Here is an 18,724-nt window from a genome sequence, read left to right on the forward strand (position 1 = left end):
TTACTGCTTTCGTTTATTATACCAATTCTGAAAATTCCATTTTTTCAGGTTCAATCACCAACTATAGTGACCAATATGATAAAGTTACATCCGATTGAACCGGATAACATCTTATTCACCAATCAAAATCTCGCGCATGGCTTAACAACACTTAATTACACTGTGATTTTGCAGGCTATCTATCTGGCCGGCATTATTACCCTGTTCTTTAAGCTTTTCTTTTCCATTATCAGGATTGTCCGGATGAAGAATCAGTCTGACATTCACAAGCTTGACAAAGTCAAAATTGTCAGGACAGATACATCGGTACCTTTCTCATTTTTTCACATGATTTTCTTACCAAAGAATGAGCAGAATCCGATGATAATTGAGCATGAGCTTGCCCATATCAGGCAATTACACTGGCTCGATTTGATTCTGACCGAACTGGCAACTGTACTTCTATGGTTCAATCCAATTGTTTTTCTGTACCGAAGTTCGCTGAAACTGCAGCATGAATACCTGGCCGATGCATCTGTTCTAACGGAAAGCCACAAAACAGAAGGCTATCTGAAATCGATGCTGCGACATGTTGAAATGGTTAGCACCGGCGGACTCGTCAGTCATTTTTATCAAAAAACAATAAAAAAGCGCATTATTATGATGACAAAAAATAAAACTTCTCGAAAATATCTGGGGCTTTACCTGCTCGTAATCCCAATGATTTCCATATTACTATTCGCATTTGCACCCGACGGTTCAAACGGTTCACTCACCATCGGAAAAAACACGGTGGTTGATAGCAAAACTTCCCGGCCTTCCATTTATCCGGTGGCCCGGGAAAAAATAACGCACTTCAGCGGGTGGGGCGAGCGTAAGAATCCCTATACAAAGAAGAAACAATTCCATCATGCCATTGACATCGCAGCACCTGAAGGAACGAACATTGTTGCGCCCGCTGCAGGAGTGGTAGTTGAAGCCCGATTGAACGAAAAAGGAATGGGAAATTACATACTGATTAAACACAATGACATGTACTCGACGTATTATGCCCATCTCAAGAGTATTTCCGTGAAACCGGGAGATGTCCTGAAAAAAGGACAGGTCATCGGTCAGGTAGGTAGTACCGGCATTTCGACCGGATCACACCTCCACTACGAAGTGTACAAAAATGGTAAAAGGGTCGATCCCGAGGATTATCTCCCGAAATAAAGAGCAAAAAAGGTGAGCCTGCGGGCCACCTTTTCTTCTGATATTTTAATACCCCGCTTGTCGGTTCAAATCTGGAACCGCGAAATAGTTCCTGCGCGAATAATACAGGCAGAAAACACAACCACGAACACGGGAAACTCATGGCCAGCAACCGGAACAGTGGCATTGATGTGCTCAGAAGATTGGCCATTCTATCCGTCATTTTGCTTCACGTCAACATTCGCGTTCCGTTCAACCAAACATTTGTCGGCAATGCTATGCCGGGCTCCATCTGCAAGAAAATGATCGCTCCGAAAAAAAGTCGTAAGGTTCCCAAAAACTGAGATGATAACGAAAATTCCTTATCTTTATTTGAACATAAATCTTCAGACATGTTAAGGAAAGGATTCTTGAAATACCGCAAAAGGCCCGGCTCAATTGCAGCGACAATCTTGCTTTATACCGGTGCATTTATTTCCATAACGGCCCTGATTTACACGTTGATTAATCTGCAGAGAGCCGATGAATTTGTTCACATCTGGTTGCCTTTCGTTATGGCTGGCGTGGTGATGATTTTCTTAAGTCAGATTCTGAAATGGCAAAAAAAGCTGTTGAGAAAACCATTTCTGCATTAAAAGACCTTTCATTTTACTATTCAGAAAACGTATGAACCAACAAGTATCCCTGGTGTTGTCGGGCGGTGGAGCTCGTGGAATAGCACATATTGGTGTAATTGAAGAATTGGAAAAACAAGGGTTTGAAATCAAATCTATTGCCGGAACTTCGATGGGAGCATTAGTCGGCGGTGTTTTTGCACTTGGCAAAATGGAAGAATACAAGAAGTGGCTCTACTCGCTCGATCGAATGAAAGTGTTTGCACTGATTGATTTCACGCTCAGTTCGCAAGGGCTGGTGAAAGGCGACAAGGTGCTGAATAAAATGAAGGAATTCATTCCTGATGCCAAAATTGAAGAACTGAATATCCACTATGCCGCTATTGCCGCCGATATCGTCAATAAAAAGGAAGTCGTATTTACCAAAGGGAGTGTCTTCAAAGCCATTCGCGCTTCCATGGCCATTCCGACGGTTTTTACTCCCGTGAAAACGAAAAATGGACTGCTGGTCGATGGCGGGGTCATCAATAACATTCCATTGAATCATGTCAAACGGGAATCGGGTGATTTGCTGATTGCCGTAAATGTCAATGCAGATATTCCTTTGGAAAAGCCGGCCGTTTCGAAAAAGGAAGAAAAAGCGGATCAATCTGTATATCAGCAAAAAATCAAAGAGTTTTATCAACACCTGCAAGATATTCTGCCATCTAACAAAGAAGAGAAACTGGGTTATTTCGATCTCATCAACAAAACCATCGGAATGATGACTTACCACATCGGGCAAACCAACCTGAAAAATCATCCGCCTGATATCCTGATCGAAATATCGCACGATGCCTGTACCACCTACGATTTCTACAAGGCGAAAGAGCTGGTGGAGATAGGAAGACATGCGACCGTGAAAAGTATTATGAAGGCCAATAACCTCACACAATAATATGACATTACTACAAAACCAGTTACCCCTCTCATCATTTCAACGGGAATAAAAAACAATAGAACACAATATTTTCGTGATCACGCAGATACAGTTAAAATCGCACTTACATCCAAATTAGAAAAGCTAGTATAGAATACCCTTTTGACGAACAGGAAATGAGTCAAATAAAGCTGATACGTAAAAGTCCGAAGAAAAAGTTATACAACACACTCCTTTTCAGATAAGGTTCCAATTAAAAACAATATAAATTATTGAACCACACATGCACAAATAAACATATATTCATTCACTTAGGAGCTTTTATTTCGTTTTATTAATACATAATGAAAAATAGATACAATAGACCAGTGTAAAATACGTTATTATATGAATGCATAAAAGAGATGGCATTCAATGATAATATACAGATGAAGTAATTACTAAGTTCCGCAAAGATTATTATGCAAGAAATGTCACTAATGAAATATTCGGTTCAATTGAGTTTTGAAGAAATAGGGCTACCTCCTTTTGAAGACATCCTGATACTGGGGAAAAAAAGTTCACAGGGAAAAATAGGCGTATTTAAATCGTTTGAATTCTTAATACCCAATGAATTTGAAGTTTTCGAAGTAGAAGATATGAATGTGGAAGCAGTCTTTATCAACAAGAAGATATTGAAAAAGATGAATAGAGACAGAATTATAAAAGTGCTTCAAAAAAAGGTATTCCCATTCATTTCCGACAATGAAATCTTAAAAGTCAATTTTAAATTGAAGATATTTTACGACGCAATTGAAGGAGAGTTTTGATGGAGATCAAAAAATTTATCAATCAGCGCTTCCCAATGGTTCATCCCTATGAAGGAATCAATGCTATTGAAACCAGACTTATCAATGAAAACTTTCTGGTAGTGATGGATGACAGAATGGAATACTTGGGAATATTAACTCCCTCCGATCTGATTAAACGCCCGCATAAAATCGTCATCGACTGTTTAACAGAAAAGGAAAATCTTCAGGCAAACGAAACCATTACAGAGGCACTGGAGAAATTCCAGAAGCACAAATGCTCTATTCTTCCAGTATTTAAAGCGGGGCGTTTTGTTGGAATTGTCTATAAAAATGAGCTGGTCAATGCGCTTCGGAACAAAATCACCGAATTGTATAAACGCTCGGTGATTTCGCAAAATGTAAAAACATCCTTTCTGCAAAGTCTTTCCCATGAAATACGAACGCCGCTGAACTGGATACTTGGTTTTCTGGAAATTATTTCGGACATGAATGAAGAAGAATTACAGAAAGACGGAAAAAATCATTTTGAGATTGTACAGAAAAGTGCGGACAAATTCCTGTTAATTATAAGCGACCTGATTAATATATCTATCATCAACTCCGGAGATAATATCCGAATGGAGTATGAACTGGTCACTATTGAGGACATATTCGATGAACTTAAAATATACTTCGAAAAATCTACTCCAATTCTACTGAACCGAGAAGTTCAGATACAATTTAAACGCAAAGAAACTCCAACCACTGCTTACTCCGATGGCAACAAAATAAAACATATTCTATACCACTTAATCGATAATGCCATCAAACACTCTCAAACTCAGATCGTGGAAATTGACTATCGCATGTTTCCGAAAAATATTTTGATTCGAGTTTCAAACCAAGGACTACCTATCCCGGAGGAAGAGCAAAGCAGATTATTTGAAATATTCGAAAAGCAGGATATTAAAAACAACGATTACATGAGTAGTGGCTTAGGTGTTGGATTATCGCTGGTTAAAAAATTAATCGAACTGCTGGAAGGCAACATCAGTTTTGAGACAAATGAATCACAAACTACATTTTCTGTTTCAATTCCCTACATTCCGGAAACAGACTCGCCCCTGGTTGTTTCGTTACCAACAATTAACAAGGATAACAGCACAGCCATTCTTCCGGTTAACCTGTCTATTTGATATTTTTATTGTAATTTTGTGAGCCTTTAACGAGGTCAGGGCGTTAATAAAACTGCTGAAATCGGAATAATGAAAATCAACACTTCCTTAATATACAAACCATGAAAAATGACCAAAATAAACTCCGGTGGCAAATTGTTCTCATTATCGTTCTGGCTCTTTTTGCCATCTGGAACCTCTACACCATTTTCATGAAACCAAATGTGTTGCGCCACTATGGCTGGCTGGGAATTTCAGTTGCCATTATTGCAGCCACTTTCGTTAAAAGGAAAGAAATCAAACAACGTATGAACCAGAAAAAATAAACCGGAAGTCATGCGATGTTGTGACGGCTTCCGGCTCTCTAAATTTATTTAGCTTTTTCCTTATTCCGATTCAATTTCCCTGAGCAAGTCACGGGCGGCATCGCGCAGTGGTTTCTGTTTTCTGCGCCAAATCCACACACCAACACCGGCTCCCAATAGCATGCCGCCCCAATAAAGAATCTGAGAAGTCAATATCGAAATAGAATCGTCTGCGTTATCCTGATTCAATGAAAAAAATATCAGTCCTGCGTCGACTAAGGCAACCGGAATAAGTACAAATAACTTTTTGGGATGGAACAGCCGATAACGTTCAATCGCCTTTTTCAGCATTACGGTAGTGGGCAATCCATAATCAACCGTCTTGTATTCTTTAATATACACTCTGAATATTAAGGCAAAAGCAAGAAATGCCAACACATAACACGCTCCTCCAACCCGGTAACTCCAGGTCAGGTCTTTATCCGGATTCACCACCAGAAGACCGAAATAGACAGGTATCATAATCCACATCAGCCACTGAAAATTTCGCATTACACGCACATTACGCCGATCTTCCTTTTCTAAGCCCGGAATCAATCCGTTAATATCAAGCAAGTGCTTATTTTTATCTTTATTTTTTATATTCATGATGGTTTTCGTTTTAAACATGTAACACTTTCTCCCCATCGTCACCGACAGGTCTTCCAACATCATTCATCGCGAACGAGCTTCTCTTTCAATTGACTTTTGATACGATGAATTTTCACTTTGACGTTTGGCTCGGTAATACCAATTACATTGGCAATCTCCTTCATCGTCAAACCTTCCAGTAAAAGAGAAATCAGCGCTTTATCGATGATCGACAACTGGTTGAGTTCGACCTGCAGCTGTTCAAACAAAGCTTCCTGCTTCAGCTTACTTTCCAGTTCACTGTGATCGTACAGGATATTCATAGCCGAGCTATCGGTATTGATCATCAGTTTGGAGTGCCGGTACGATTTTCCGCTAAAACTGATGGCGGTATTAACGGCAATACGGTAAATCCACGTATTGATCGATGATTCACCCCGAAATTTGTCGAGGCTTTTCCATATGTTGACCAATATCTCCTGGTACAAATCCTTCTGCCCTTCGGCATTCGAATGATAGTACCGGCAGATACGCACCAACCGCTCTTCATTTTCGGCAATCAGCTCTTTAAAGTGTTCCTCTTTGGTGTGCATGAATGTTGGTTTTGCTTACTTAGTCAGTCCGGCTGTAAAAGGGTTACATTTTTTCTTTACCCGAAATATCCCCACCATCTTGTGAGATATATCACCACAATTTTAAGCATTCTTAAAGAAAGAGTCTCGGACAGATTTAGTAAGTTTGCAGAACTCCTTTAACTTAAGCAGTTAAATGAGTGACTATAATATATTGATAATTAAATAATCTGCCGGTGTTTTTCTTCGGAGTTTTATCGAACACATTGCCTTACCTGTTCCTCTTCGTGCTTTACGTTGTGGGACTGGGGTCATGGTTGTTGGGAAAACCCAATATGGAAGAAAACACGGTTGATTCAATCACCGCAAATACCATTAGCGTTGCAGAAGAAGGCAATGTGACTTCCGGGGATACCGTTCATTTTTTGAACCATGTTGCTGCCAATCATCATGAGCAGGCAGAACAGCAATTATCTGAAGATAAAAGCTTCCCCGACGGAATAGTGTTTAACGTCATGGATGTTCCAACGCAATTTCCGGAGCATCATCTCGCTTTCCGTTTATTCTCCCGACCTCCGCCAATCTTTAGCTGAATCATTCCCAAAACTCTTCCTACGTGAAGAAAATAATTGCTTGAATTATAATTGACCGACAGGACAGTTCGCCATATTCCTGATAATCTGTATTTTTGTATGGCAGTTGTCCATAAAGCAACAACAAATGATTGGCCTTTTAGGTATCAGCCATAAGACGGCATCCCTGGACATCCGGGGACAATATACATTCCTGACAGAGGAAATTCAGCCTTTTTACGAAGAGGTGCAGCAAGCGACTGACATCACCGACATGGTGGTACTGTCGACCTGCAACCGGACGGAGATTTATTTTTCACAGAGTAAATATCCGTCAAAGAAAGCTTTTGAGCTCGTATTAGAGCAACTCAACCAGTTTAAAAAACTGGAAAATTCGCATGCAGAATACTTCTACCGGAAAAAAGACGAAGATGTCGCCCGGCATCTGTTCGAGGTAATTGCCGGTTTTGATTCCATGGTGATTGGTGAAGACCAGATTATTGGCCAGGTGAAGGACGCTTACCTGTTCTGTACCAAAGCCAACATGACCGATGCCGTGTTGATGCGGCTTTTCCAGAAATCATTCGAAGCAGGCAAGCGCGTACGTACCGAAACAGCCATTAAGGTAGGTGCTACTTCGGTGAGTGCCGCGGCGGTAGAAGTTTGCAACAATCTGGTTGACGACCTTTCGCAAAAGAAAGTGCTGCTAATTGGTGCCGGCGACACAGCCGGAATTGCCCTGCAAAGCCTCATGAAAAAAGGCGTAACCGATTTTTCAGTGAGCAACCGCACCCTTGAGAATGCCGAGTTGTTGGCAAAACGCTATAATGGAAAGGTCATTCCCTTCGAATATTATCCCAACCATCTCTCGCTGTTCGATATAGTAATGGTAGTTACCTCTTCTCCCACATACCTGATCGACAAAGAAATGGTGGAGACTTCCGCAGAGAAACGCAACGGAAAACCACAACTCTTCATCGATCTTTCCGTTCCCCGGAATATTGAGGAACAGGCAGGTACCATTCCGGGTATCCGGTTGTTCGGAGTCGATGACCTAAAGCAAAACATTGCTGAGAATACCGAAAAGCGCTTGGTTGCTGTCGAAAGTGCCCGCCCCATCATCGATGAGATGGTTGCCGAATTTTGCGACTGGTACGCCAGCCGCTCGCTGCGTCCGGCCATCAAGGCTATTAAAGCGAACTTGCAACGGGTCAACCAGGAAGAGCTGAATGGTTACAAGAAGATTGATTCGGAAGAGGTACAGCGTCAGGTGGACGAATACACCAACCACCTAACCCAGCGGTATGCACGCATTCTGATTAAGAATCTGAAGGAGATCACTGACAACGGCCGTGATGCGGAATCGTTGCGGGTCATCAACGAATTGTTCAAGGTAAATGAATAATCCCATTCCGGCCCGACCGGAATCAATCTGCTGAAAGCTCTTATTTTATGAAAAACAAAACTGTCAGGATAGGAACACGCGGAAGCCAGCTTGCGTTGTATCAGGCGCATGCTGTTAAGGAAGCGCTCGAATCAACCTATCCGGACCTTCCCGTTGAGATAAAAATCATTCACACCAAAGGAGACAAAATACTGGATGTTGCCCTTTCCAAAATCGGCGACAAGGGATTGTTTACCAAAGAAATTGAAATGGCCATGGTGGCCGGCGAAGTCGATTTGGCGGTTCATAGTCTCAAGGACCTCCCGACTACCCTTCCGGAAGGATTGAAACTGGCTGCTGTGCTCGAACGGGCCGAGTACCGCGACGCACTGGTCAGCCGCGAAGGGAAAAAGCTGGATGAACTGACGACCGAAGATGTTCTGGCCACATCGAGTCTGCGCCGGCGGGCTTCGTTGTTAAAATACAACCCCGATTTTCAAATCATCGACATTCGTGGTAACGTCAATACCCGCCTCCGCAAAATGGAGGAAGGTTACTGCGACGTGATGATCATGGCCGCTGCCGGCTTGCAGCGTATCGGTCTCGATGATTACATCACCGAAATCCTGGAGCCCAACCAGCTGATGCCACCGCCATCGCAAGGCATTATTGCCATCGAAACCAAGGAAGACGATGCATGGATTAACGAACTGATGGCCGGTATCAATCATCAGGAAACATGGTTGGCCGCACAGGCAGAACGCGCTTTTCTGCGCACGCTGGAAGGCGGTTGCCAGGTACCCATCGGCTGCTACACCCGTCGTGAAAACGGTCAAATGACCATCACCGGTTTTGTTTCGTCCGTTGACGGAACAGAATACCTCGAAGATTCCCTAGCGGGAAGCGAAGCAGATGGTGAGCAATTGGGCATCCGATTGGCCACCACACTCATTGAAAAAGGCGGAAAAGAGATCTTACAAAATATACGTCCGGTGGAATAGCCGAAAAGTAATAACCATGAGCAGTAGCAAATTGCAAAATAAGGTATTCATTTCCACCCGGCCCAAAGGCAAGTCGGAAGACCTGAAGCGATGGTTTGCCGAAGAAGGCGCCACGTTGCTGGAATTTCCGATGATTGAAATCCAACCGGTTCCGCTTAGCGGGAAGATGGAGAAAATCCTGAAAGATTTGAGCCGCTTCGATTGGTTGGTTTTTACCAGTCCCAATGGTGTTCATTGCTTTTTTGAACAGCTGAAAAACATACGAGGTGATTTTTCCCTTCCGGAGAAAATCAAAATAGCAACGGTTGGAAAGAAAACGGCAGCGAAACTGGCACCATACGGTCATTCGGCCCGATTCATCAATCACGGACAAACCGGAGACGAATTTGCGGAAGAACTGTGCGAACAGGTAACCGATGCTCAGCAAGTGCTGCTACCGGTCGGTAATTTAGCGCGTCATCTCATCGAAGAGAAACTGGCCGGAAAAGCGAAGGTCGTACGACTTGAAGTGTATCAAACCATCATGCCGGAAACATTCGATACCGAAGTACAGAAGCGAATTGAAGCGGACGATTATGAGCTGATGATTTTCACCAGTCCGTCGGGAATTGATAACTTTATCCGGCTAACGGAAAAACAACTCACTCCTTCCGCTCTGCGGATAGCCTGTATCGGGTTCACAACGGCTAAAGCAGCCGGAAACTACGGAATTGAGCCGGTGCTGGTCGCTTCGATGAGTAATTCAGAAGGATTAATGGTCGCTATTGCGGACCATTACAACATAGCATTTAACGTATAACATAAAAAATCAATTAGTATGGCATTTCCTACCACTCGTCTGCGCCGTCTGCGCACAACACCGGTTCTGCGGAACCTGGTTCGTGAAACTGTTTTAACCCGCGACGATCTCATCATGCCGCTGTTTGTGTGTCCGGGTACCAATGTCCGCAATCCCATCAAATCGATGCCGGGTAACTACCAGCTATCCGTCGATCAGTTGGTGGAAGAGTGCAAGCGCCTGTACGGCATCGGCATCCAGGCCATTCTCCTTTTCGGGATACCCGAACACAAGGACGAAACCGGATTGGTCGCCTGCGAACACAACGGCATTGTACAGCAAGCCACCCGCGCCCTGAAAAAGGCTGTGCCCGATTTGTACATCATTGCTGACATCTGCAACTGTGAGTACACCACGCACGGCCATTGCGGAACCGTTGTTGACGGCGATGTAGCCAATGATTTGACCCTGGTTACCCTGGCCAAACAGTGTGTATCGCTGGCCAACGAAGGCATCGATATGGTAGCCCCCAGTGACATGATGGACGGCCGTGTAGGCGCCATCCGCCAGGAGCTCGATAAAAATGGTTTCCATAACCTGCCCATCATGGCGTACTCGGCCAAGTATGCTTCGGCCTTTTACGGACCGTTCCGCGATGCCGCCGAAAGTGCGCCGCAGTTTGGCGACCGTCAAACCTACCAGATGGATCCGGCCAACGCCAACGAAGCATTGCGCGAAGTGGCCCTGGATATTGAAGAAGGTGCCGACATTGTGATGGTGAAACCGGCGTTGAGTTACCTCGACGTGATTCAGCGGGTGAAAACCAATTTCAACATGCCCATTGCCGCCTACAATGTGAGTGGCGAATTCTCGATGGTGAAAGCAGCAGCAGCCAACGGATGGATTGATGAAAAACGCATCGTACGCGAAATTCTGACTTCCATCAAACGCGCCGGCTCCGACATCATCATCACCTACCACTCGCAGGATATTGTGAAAGATTTATAAGAGAAGTCAAAGATTAGATAGTAAAACTCCCGGGTTGCAAAGGCCGGGAGTTTTTTGTTTTTAGACTGCTCCACCTTCAAATTTTACCGATTCCAATCCTCCCCCTTTAATTCCCCCTCCAAAGGAGATATTCTGCCAACCAACTACAGAATTAAGTGGTTTCGTGCAGAATGGAGCTCCCGTATTCTTACCGAAAACAACCAATGCAGTCGTTCAAATGTGCTGCAATTCGCAACCTATCCTCCGCTGGAGGAGGTGGCCGACAGGCCGGAGGAGGATTTTCCACGATGAATGAAAAATAAATCACACAAAAAAACCGCCCAATCATTTACGGTCGGGCGGATTCAATCTGTTGAGCAATATATCGAATCGAACGTATCTATTTATATTTAGTTACCAGCTACTGGCATCAATCAGCAACCGGTTCAGCGTCAGCAATACGCTTTTTCACTACTGCATTATTATCGGCGATGATTTGCGTCAATGTGCCGGCCAGTCCGCCATATTTGGCTTCGTCATTCTCCGAAACAACCCGGAGATACGGCACCAGCTTTTTGTTAATGACGAGGACGAGTTGCTTCTTAAGCGTGGTAGCATTATCCGTTTTACTATCCAAGTCCTTTTCTGATTCATAAGCCGTACGGACATTCTCGAAATCGTCCTGGGCAGCTTTCAGCGAAGCAATCAGTTCAGCACATCCCGAAACCGCTGCAACAGACGTTTCCAGGCTGGCGTCGGACAGTTCTTCCAGCAACGAACCGATCAGCGACGACTCGGTTACATAATTCTCCTTGATAATTGACAAACTATACCTGTCGAGTATAGCAAACAGCTTCTCAGCGGCTGTCCGGACCAATGGGTCGGGATGACCGAGCGCTCCTTGCACCAAATTATACAGCAAGCGGAACTGATTATCGCGAACTTCGTCTTTTTCTTCCAGTTGCGATTCGGCTTTCGAGCGATTAATCGCCGTAGAAAGCTTCTTTTCACCCGCATCCACGAGGTTAAAAATCGTGGTCAGGTGGGCATCATCGGCTATACCTGCGCTATTCCAGGCATTGATCATGCGTTTAGCAGTGCCGTCTACTTCGGCATTTCTACTTTTGTTGTTAATTTTTGGAATCATAGACTTCGAATTAAAAGTTAAATTAATTATTGGTTTGTCGATCCGTCTGGCATAAATAACCTGTAATTGACTTACTACTTAACAGATACACTAATTTATGGTAAATATCCGAAAAATCATAGCTATTATCCATTCTATTGTTTTTTCCCAGTCCATCTCACGGTATTCATCGCTATCGGTCCATCGCTTTTAGCCGCTACGCCAGAGGAAAGGTCGTGATCAAAAGTCTACGAGGCGTTTACTTCCTGGCAAAGCCATGGGCAAAAGTCCATGAGTCGTTTACTTCCCGGCAAAGCCATGGGTAAAAGTCCATGAGCCATTTACTTCCCGGCGAAGCCATGGGCAAAAGTCCATGAGCCATTTACTTCCCGGCAAAGCCATGGGCAAAAGTCCATGAGTCATTTCCTCCCCGGCAAAGCCATGGGCAAAAGTCCATGAGCCGTTTCCTTCCCGGCGAAGCCATGGGCAAATGTGCCTGGCTAGTCCTGGTCGCTGCGAAGACGGCTTCATTAACACTTATCAAAAAAAGAAAGGTGAAAAGAGATTTCCCATCAGGAAAGCATAGATATTTTTTTCTAAATTGCTGAACAAATAGCCAATAACACGGCAAAAGACCCGGTTTACCGGGTGATACATAAGAATAATTAAACTCCCAAAATGATATAAAATGGATGCAGAAAAATTCGCCAAAGAATGGATTGACTCATGGAATTCGCATAATCTTGATGATATTCTGAATCACTATTCAAACGATATCGAAATTACAACGCCAATGATAAAACTGGCCGGAGGCATAAACAGCGGTACATTAAAAGGAAAAGAATCGGTGGCTGATTATTGGAAAAAAGCGCTGGAAAAAATACCCGATCTGCATTTCGAACTAATCGACGTAACGGTTGGCGTCGATTCGGTAGCGCTTTATTACAAATCGGTGATGGACAAGAAAGCCGTCGAAGTGATGTTTTTTAACGAAAAAGGCAAAGTATATAAAATGATTGCTCACTATACCGAATAAAAAGGGCTAAGACGGGCTGAAAACCAAACGACGAAATCCAAATTACCAATGACTACTGTTGAAAGGACATAATAAGTACACAATACATACCTGGATGAGGTATAAGATTAGTTTACACACGAATGCATTAACGAAAAATAAAAAGAATGAAAGAAACGAAAATATCAGATAGTTTAATCTTGAAGGCGTTGAAATTCATCTATAATAGTGGAGGTGAATCTAAAGACGTTGAAATGAAACCGTTCTTCAGAAAGAATATAAAAACAAAAAATTTTAATGAATATCAAAGCACTGCAAAAAGACTTATAGGATTACTTGATGATGGTAACTTAATTACATCTGACAATAACGAAACATTGTCATTTAAGGAGGTCCATGAACCTGTTTATAGAAAAATATCATTTGATGATGTAAATTCTAAAGTTAAATTAAAAATAAGTGGAGCTTTTAAGGCCATTGAAATATTAGATAAAAAAGATAGAAAACTGAAAATATGGAATATAATATTATCAGTTATGACTGTTGTTTCCTTTGTCCTAGCAGTATTAGGATTTCTTGGCATAACCACAGTACAATAAGTATCAGAGCTGGACTAAAAAAACAAACACAAGTAAATTCATTACGCATGAAAACAGATAATTCTGAAATGACTCAAGAACCTTCTAAAAAATCACCCTCAGATACCATTTTGTTTGCATAGTAAATCAATAGAATTTGTTCATCTTAAGGTTTAAATTATTATGAGTAAGAAAAATATTAAAACACGAATTATTTATAGAGACGCGATTACCGGAAGAATAGTATCAAAAGAATATGCAGAGAAGCATCCCAAAACGACTACCAGAGAAGTTAGGAAACTTTAAAACTGACATTATCATTTCATCCGGTCTTTTCCTGATCACATGAGTGAATAGAATATTCCCCAAGGCCTGTCTGCCGACAAGGACAATTGCAGATGACACCAATCATTCCTAACTTGTTCTGTGAAAAACAATCTAACGACAGAATCGAATGATTGAGAATGTATGATCCCAAGATACATCACCGAAGAAGCATCCGTTTAAAGAATTACGATTACGCAGGGAAAGGGCTATATTTTATTACGCTTTGCACGGCTCAGCGGAAGAATCTATTTGGCGAGATTATCAATGGAGAGCTTTTTCTGAATCCATTGGGAGAAATAGCCAAAGAGGAATGGGCCAAAACACCCGAAATCAGGAATAATACCTCGCTGGGCGCATTCATCATCATGCCCAACCACATGCATGGCATCATCAGCATCGATTATCAAATCAGAAAACCCAGAAAGGACGAAATAGGAAAATTCCATTCCCCATCCCACACCATCGGCGCCATCATCCGGGGCTACAAAGGAGCCACCACCAGGCGAATCCATCAACTCATCCGGGAAATAAAAGAAGGCGGCGGCGCGGGCGATAGGACGGGCAAATTGCAATTCGCCCCAACGGCGCTCTTATCGGGAGAGAGCTCTATCTGGCATCGGAACTACTACGAGAAAATCATCCGAAACGAAAAGGCCTACCGGAATATCTCCAATTATATCATCAATAATCCCGCTAACTGGAAGAAGGATAAGCTGAAATAATCGACCGGCCCGTACGGGCGAATCGAATTCGCCCGAAAAGAGAAATTTCGCTTCATAAAGGGCGAATATCAATTCGCCCCAACCGCCTCGAAAGATCTAATCTTCCCGAAGGAAAATCTTTCGGGAAAATTATTTAAACTTAAAATTCCACGTCACAAAAGGCAAAACGGGAAACAGCGTGATCTTCTTCAGCCGGGTGGAACCATCGGCTCCCTGCGAAAAACGGTAGGCAAACGGGTTCATCCGGTTATAGGCATTATACAGGCCAAACGTCCAGGTGGATGTTCCCAGCCGTTTTTCGCGCGAGATGCTGAGCGAAAGGTCGAGGCGGTGATAAGCCTCCATCCTGACCGAATTATAACCAGGCGCTATATTAATATACCCGGGGGTTTTGTTCTCGTTGCCGGTAAGGAAATCGTAAACCTGATAATTGATAAATCCCGGGTAACCGTTATAGCTCATCAAAGGGGCGTTAAACGGATACCCCGATGAATAGACCCAGTTGGCAGCCAGTTGCACCTGTTTCGAAAAATGGTGCGCCACATTCAGTTTCAAATCGTGCCGCCGGTCGTACTGGTACCAGAACCACCGGTTGTTGTTAATGCCATTGTATTGCCGCTGGTTCCAGGCCAGTGTGTAGCCTATCCATCCGGTTGTTTTGCCGCGCTTCTTCCTGAGGAGCAACTCCAAGCCCCACGCCCGGCCCTTCCCCTCGCGATAGTTCGTTTGCCAGTCGGTAAGCGTGTTCGACAGGTTAACTTCGTCAGAAAAACGCACCTGGTTCCCAAGTTGTTTGTAATAAGCTTCCGCCGAGAAATTGAAATCGTGGTGCAGGCGGGTATAATATCCGGCCGATACCTGGTGACTGGTTTCGGGCTTAATGGCGGACGTGGCCGGTACCCATACCTGGGCCGGAAAATTCCCGTTTCCGCTGCTGAGCAGGTGGACCGGCTGATACATTCTGGCATACGATAGCTTCAGCGAACTCGTTTCGTTTAAAAGATACCGGGCCGACAAGCGGGGCTGCACGAAGTAAAATGATTTATTACCGACATGGAAGTATGATGCCCGGAGCCCGGTATTCAAGGTAAACCGGTCAGTCATCTTCCAGTGCCACTCACCAAACAAACTAGCACCCGAGGTACGTATTTTGTCGCCGCCATCGATAATAGGAGGCTGTTCGTTGTTAGCTTGCGACTGGCGGGTCGTGGACGAACCCGGTTCGAACCACGCCATGTTTCCTTCGGCCCCGAATATCAACCGGTGGGCCGGACTGAGTACCCAGTCGGTTTGCGACCGGAGAGCCGCCTGCTTCACACCGGAGAACAACACAAACGATGCCCGGTTAACTGCCTGGGTACTATCGGTCCCATTTCTCTCGTCTGACGTATACAGGTTCCGGTAATCGAAACGGGCATAGGTAGCCTGCACGTTAGTCGTCATGTTACCACTGTGGATATGGTTCCATCGGAGCGCCGACGTAATGTTGCCCCAGTTAATACCTACAGACGAATTCGAGGTATTATTATCATAGCTTTCCCCATAGGTGCTTTTCAGAATATCGCGTCCCTTGTACATACTCGCATACAGCTTATCGGACGGAGACAGCCGGTAGCTGGCCTTTCCCACCATGTCGTAAAAGTGGTAACCCAGCGTTCCATTCTCTCCGGCGCTAAACTGACTGCGGTAGAGGGGGGAGAGAAAGACATCGAAGTAAGTACGTCGGGCCGCCAGCAGGAACGAGCCTTTATCCTTTTTGATGGGCCCTTCGATGAGCCCTTTGGACGACAGGGTGCCCACACTCACCGAGCCCGTTATCTTTTTCATGTTTCCCTCCTTCATGGTTACATCCACCACCGACGACAGGTGCCCGCCGTAACGGGCGGGAAAAGCTCCTTTATAGAAATCGATATTCTTCACCGCTTCAGGAATAAAAACCGAATAGAAGCCAAACAGGTGCGAGGCATTGAAAACGGGGATACCATCGATGAGTACCAGGTTTTGTCCGGGCCCGCCGCCGCGCACAATCAAATCGCTGCTTCCTTCAGTTCCGCCCTGCACCCCCGGCAGCATTTGGATAGCCTTCATCACATCTTTCTCGCCCAGGAGGGTCGGAATCTGGTCGATATCGCGCGGCGTTAAGGTATTGGCACTTCCCTGTGTACTGTTAATGTTCCACAGGCTTCCGCTCCCCACCACCTTTACGTCGCCGGTTGTAAATACTTTGGGTTTCAGGGCAACCGAAAGAACCGTATCCTTTTTCAGATCGAAGGTTCGCCGGAAGGTTTCGTAGCCAATAAACGACACAACAAGCTCCTGCTCGCCGGGGTTTGTTTGCAAACTGAAATGCCCGTACGGGTCAGTTATCGTTCCCTGCTGATGGACCGTTTCGAATACCGATGCCCCGACGAGTGTCTCTCCGGTTTGAGCATCGGTGATTGTTCCGGAAAGGACAACGCGGACCGGCTTGCCAGACACCTGACCAACAACTCCGACGAGCAACAATAAACAGGCAATAACGGAGTAATGTATACGCCTTCCGGCAGAATAAAAGCGATTAATTTTTTGTATCCGGTCAAGCGCCGGTAATTTATTCAAAGAACTGGGGTACATAGTTAAAAGGGTTTGGCCGGGATGGTGGTTACTGTGGCGAATGAAGTAAAATCGATATTTCTCAGCGACTCATCGAAATGATAACCTTCTCCCAGCGCCTTGCGCATGGTTTCCCAGATAGCATTCGTAAAATCGCGGTCGTCCGAAAATTCCGGTTCGGGGAATACTTTGCCTTTGAGGGGCATCAGCGCATTGATGTACACATCGGCAATGCCGGCTTCGCGCATTTGAGCAAAACTCTCGTCGGTTAATGACAATTCTTCGTACTCGCTGTACTTTAATTTGGGTCTCCCAAAGTAGAGCGTCGGGCAGATGGTATCGCGCACTCCGGCAAAAATGCCGACTCCCCCGTTAATATTGGAATAAACCGAAGAGTAATTGTCGAACAGATTGGTTCGTCCGGTTACCTGCTTCACATAGCTGGTCTGGTACTGATAGCCGGCCGGACTCAGCGAATAAACCTGCAGATAGCAACCCGGAGCAACATTGTAGTGAACAGTGTCGGGAGGATACGGAAGCAGCTTATAGGGTGAACTGCTGTTCCCGGTATACGGAAGCTCATAAACATCGACAAAGAAACCGGGAGGTGTAGCCAAACCGGTTATGTCCGATGCAAACAGGTTGGCATTGTCGGTCCCGATATGCTGAAAAGACCCGTTGTGGGTAAAGATGTCGAACGAAGTAACGTTGTTTTCACCAATTGGTTCCTTTTCCGTTGCAGCATAATAATCAAATCCCATCCACCCTACGGGAAAATTCATGTAATACATGCTATCGACAGGCTGGAGTAAATCGTCGCATGCCCGAATCAACTGCCAGCTCCCGGTAAAATGTTCGTTTTTCAGAGACTGAAGTGCATCGAGATATGCCTGAGGCAGACCGTGCAAAGCCATCAGGCGAAAACTTTCGTCATCGAGGTAATATGCAGTTGTCCCGTTAGGCGAACGAACCGTACGGCAGTTTAAATTGACTGGCTGTCCGGGAAAACTAAATTTAGTCCGGTAAGTGTAGAAACTCTCGGAGATCTGATCCAGCGAAGGAAAGCTCCGCTGCAGGGTATCGTAAGTAACCGACTCAACCCGGACCGGCGGTGGTACCGTATCAGTAGCTGTTATTTCATCGTAACCAGGCACTTTAACCGATAGCCGGTAATAAGCGCCGTCGCGGGGTTTCTCACTACTGACATACTGCCCGTCAGAGTTATAATGAAGTTCAATAGGTATCGAACCGTTCTCATAAACCACCACCGTCGCATTATCAACCGGATTCTTTCCGGGTTTTTGCCCCAGGTTAACGGTTTTACCGACATACACCTTCCAGCTTTTCTCAGGGGAGAAGAAACTATTCACGACAATTTGGGCCGGCAGTTCACTGGCAAACCGGTCGGTCACGTCCTTTTCGCAGGCCGTTAACGCGATTAGGCATAGTACACAAACGAAATATCTAATTCTCATAGTCATTCATAT

21 protein-coding genes are annotated in these 18,724 nt (G+C 44.6%); 15 read left to right on the top strand and 6 right to left on the bottom strand.

The window, feature by feature from the left end:
* The first annotated feature begins 75 nt into the window (after positions 1 to 75).
* The 7 genes from T426_RS25155 to T426_RS0112100 all read left to right on the top strand — a co-directional run bounded on the left by T426_RS25155 (position 76) and on the right by T426_RS0112100 (position 4,974).
* On the top strand, positions 76 to 1,191 hold the full coding sequence (locus tag T426_RS25155; RefSeq protein WP_159103308.1) for a M23/M56 family metallopeptidase: 1,116 nt from the start codon (positions 76 to 78) through the stop codon (positions 1,189 to 1,191).
* A 140-nt stretch (positions 1,192 to 1,331) separates the two neighbouring features.
* Complete coding sequence (locus T426_RS0112075) at positions 1,332 to 1,514, top strand: hypothetical protein (RefSeq protein ID WP_027585763.1); 183 nt, start codon at positions 1,332 to 1,334, stop codon at positions 1,512 to 1,514.
* A 48-nt stretch (positions 1,515 to 1,562) separates the two neighbouring features.
* The gene (locus T426_RS0112080) at positions 1,563 to 1,805 is read left to right on the top strand and encodes a hypothetical protein (protein WP_025864046.1); all 243 of its coding nucleotides are present in this window, start codon (positions 1,563 to 1,565) and stop codon (positions 1,803 to 1,805) included.
* 31 nt (positions 1,806 to 1,836) lie between these two features.
* A complete protein-coding gene (locus T426_RS0112085) occupies positions 1,837 to 2,721 on the top strand; it encodes a patatin-like phospholipase family protein (protein ID WP_025864045.1) in 885 nt (294 codons plus the stop codon).
* A 461-nt stretch (positions 2,722 to 3,182) separates the two neighbouring features.
* Positions 3,183 to 3,512 (top strand): hypothetical protein, encoded by a 330-nt coding sequence (locus T426_RS0112090; RefSeq protein ID WP_234406599.1) that lies wholly within the window; start codon positions 3,183 to 3,185, stop codon positions 3,510 to 3,512.
* The gene (locus T426_RS0112095; RefSeq protein WP_025864043.1) at positions 3,512 to 4,669 is read left to right on the top strand and encodes a sensor histidine kinase; all 1,158 of its coding nucleotides are present in this window, start codon (positions 3,512 to 3,514) and stop codon (positions 4,667 to 4,669) included. Before T426_RS0112090 ends, T426_RS0112095 begins: the two co-directional genes overlap by 1 nt.
* Positions 4,670 to 4,770: 101 nt before the next feature.
* Complete coding sequence (locus T426_RS0112100) at positions 4,771 to 4,974, top strand: hypothetical protein (protein ID WP_025864042.1); 204 nt, start codon at positions 4,771 to 4,773, stop codon at positions 4,972 to 4,974.
* A gap of 60 nt (positions 4,975 to 5,034) precedes the next feature.
* On the opposite strand, the gene T426_RS0112105 is transcribed toward T426_RS0112100, so the two are convergent.
* Together T426_RS0112105 and T426_RS0112110 are read right to left on the bottom strand one after the other, a co-directional pair.
* Positions 5,035 to 5,601, bottom strand: coding sequence for a hypothetical protein (locus T426_RS0112105; protein WP_148303713.1), 567 nt, complete (start codon positions 5,599 to 5,601; stop codon positions 5,035 to 5,037).
* 62 nt (positions 5,602 to 5,663) lie between these two features.
* Complete coding sequence (locus T426_RS0112110; protein WP_027585764.1) at positions 5,664 to 6,176, bottom strand: RNA polymerase sigma factor; 513 nt, start codon at positions 6,174 to 6,176, stop codon at positions 5,664 to 5,666.
* Between the two features lie 215 nt (positions 6,177 to 6,391).
* Between T426_RS0112110 and T426_RS0112115 the strand changes: the two genes are divergently transcribed.
* From T426_RS0112115 to hemB, 5 genes are all read left to right on the top strand, one after another.
* Complete coding sequence (locus tag T426_RS0112115; protein ID WP_025864039.1) at positions 6,392 to 6,748, top strand: hypothetical protein; 357 nt, start codon at positions 6,392 to 6,394, stop codon at positions 6,746 to 6,748.
* Positions 6,749 to 6,875: 127 nt separating this feature from the next.
* Positions 6,876 to 8,132 (top strand): glutamyl-tRNA reductase, encoded by a 1,257-nt coding sequence (gene hemA, locus T426_RS0112120; protein WP_025864038.1) that lies wholly within the window; start codon positions 6,876 to 6,878, stop codon positions 8,130 to 8,132.
* A gap of 47 nt (positions 8,133 to 8,179) precedes the next feature.
* On the top strand, positions 8,180 to 9,112 hold the full coding sequence (gene hemC, locus T426_RS0112125) for a hydroxymethylbilane synthase (protein WP_025864037.1): 933 nt from the start codon (positions 8,180 to 8,182) through the stop codon (positions 9,110 to 9,112).
* A gap of 16 nt (positions 9,113 to 9,128) precedes the next feature.
* Positions 9,129 to 9,911 carry a uroporphyrinogen-III synthase gene (locus T426_RS0112130; protein ID WP_027585765.1) on the top strand — a complete coding sequence of 261 codons (783 nt, stop codon included), beginning with the start codon at positions 9,129 to 9,131 and terminating at the stop codon, positions 9,909 to 9,911.
* An 18-nt stretch (positions 9,912 to 9,929) separates the two neighbouring features.
* Positions 9,930 to 10,898 (top strand): porphobilinogen synthase, encoded by a 969-nt coding sequence (hemB, locus tag T426_RS0112135; RefSeq protein ID WP_027585766.1) that lies wholly within the window; start codon positions 9,930 to 9,932, stop codon positions 10,896 to 10,898.
* A gap of 409 nt (positions 10,899 to 11,307) precedes the next feature.
* Here hemB and T426_RS0112140 read toward each other — a convergent pair whose 3' ends face one another.
* Together T426_RS0112140 and T426_RS25780 are read right to left on the bottom strand one after the other, a co-directional pair.
* Positions 11,308 to 12,024, bottom strand: coding sequence for a DUF6261 family protein (locus T426_RS0112140; protein WP_025864035.1), 717 nt, complete (start codon positions 12,022 to 12,024; stop codon positions 11,308 to 11,310).
* A gap of 279 nt (positions 12,025 to 12,303) precedes the next feature.
* Positions 12,304 to 12,534 carry a hypothetical protein gene (locus T426_RS25780; protein ID WP_153637597.1) on the bottom strand — a complete coding sequence of 77 codons (231 nt, stop codon included), beginning with the start codon at positions 12,532 to 12,534 and terminating at the stop codon, positions 12,304 to 12,306.
* A 157-nt stretch (positions 12,535 to 12,691) separates the two neighbouring features.
* Here T426_RS25780 and T426_RS0112145 point away from each other — a divergent pair, with 157 nt between their 5' ends.
* The 3 genes from T426_RS0112145 to T426_RS0112155 all read left to right on the top strand — a co-directional run bounded on the left by T426_RS0112145 (position 12,692) and on the right by T426_RS0112155 (position 14,645).
* The gene (locus T426_RS0112145) at positions 12,692 to 13,039 is read left to right on the top strand and encodes a nuclear transport factor 2 family protein (RefSeq protein WP_025864034.1); all 348 of its coding nucleotides are present in this window, start codon (positions 12,692 to 12,694) and stop codon (positions 13,037 to 13,039) included.
* 146 nt (positions 13,040 to 13,185) lie between these two features.
* Entirely contained in the window at positions 13,186 to 13,617 is a 432-nt protein-coding gene (locus tag T426_RS0112150) for a hypothetical protein (protein ID WP_025864033.1), read from the top strand.
* Between the two features lie 443 nt (positions 13,618 to 14,060).
* Positions 14,061 to 14,645 carry a transposase gene (locus T426_RS0112155; RefSeq protein WP_036984384.1) on the top strand — a complete coding sequence of 195 codons (585 nt, stop codon included), beginning with the start codon at positions 14,061 to 14,063 and terminating at the stop codon, positions 14,643 to 14,645.
* 129 nt (positions 14,646 to 14,774) lie between these two features.
* On the opposite strand, the gene T426_RS0112160 is transcribed toward T426_RS0112155, so the two are convergent.
* Both T426_RS0112160 and T426_RS0112165 read right to left on the bottom strand, forming a co-directional pair.
* Positions 14,775 to 17,258: a TonB-dependent receptor gene (locus T426_RS0112160; RefSeq protein WP_027585767.1), complete on the bottom strand. Its 2,484-nt coding sequence runs from the start codon at positions 17,256 to 17,258 to the stop codon at positions 14,775 to 14,777.
* A 2-nt stretch (positions 17,259 to 17,260) separates the two neighbouring features.
* Positions 17,261 to 18,712: a DUF4249 family protein gene (locus T426_RS0112165; protein ID WP_159103307.1), complete on the bottom strand. Its 1,452-nt coding sequence runs from the start codon at positions 18,710 to 18,712 to the stop codon at positions 17,261 to 17,263.
* Positions 18,713 to 18,724 lie beyond the last annotated feature (12 nt).

The organism is Prolixibacter bellariivorans ATCC BAA-1284, assembly GCF_000621705.1.
Classification (GTDB): Bacteria; Bacteroidota; Bacteroidia; order Bacteroidales; family Prolixibacteraceae; genus Prolixibacter; species Prolixibacter bellariivorans.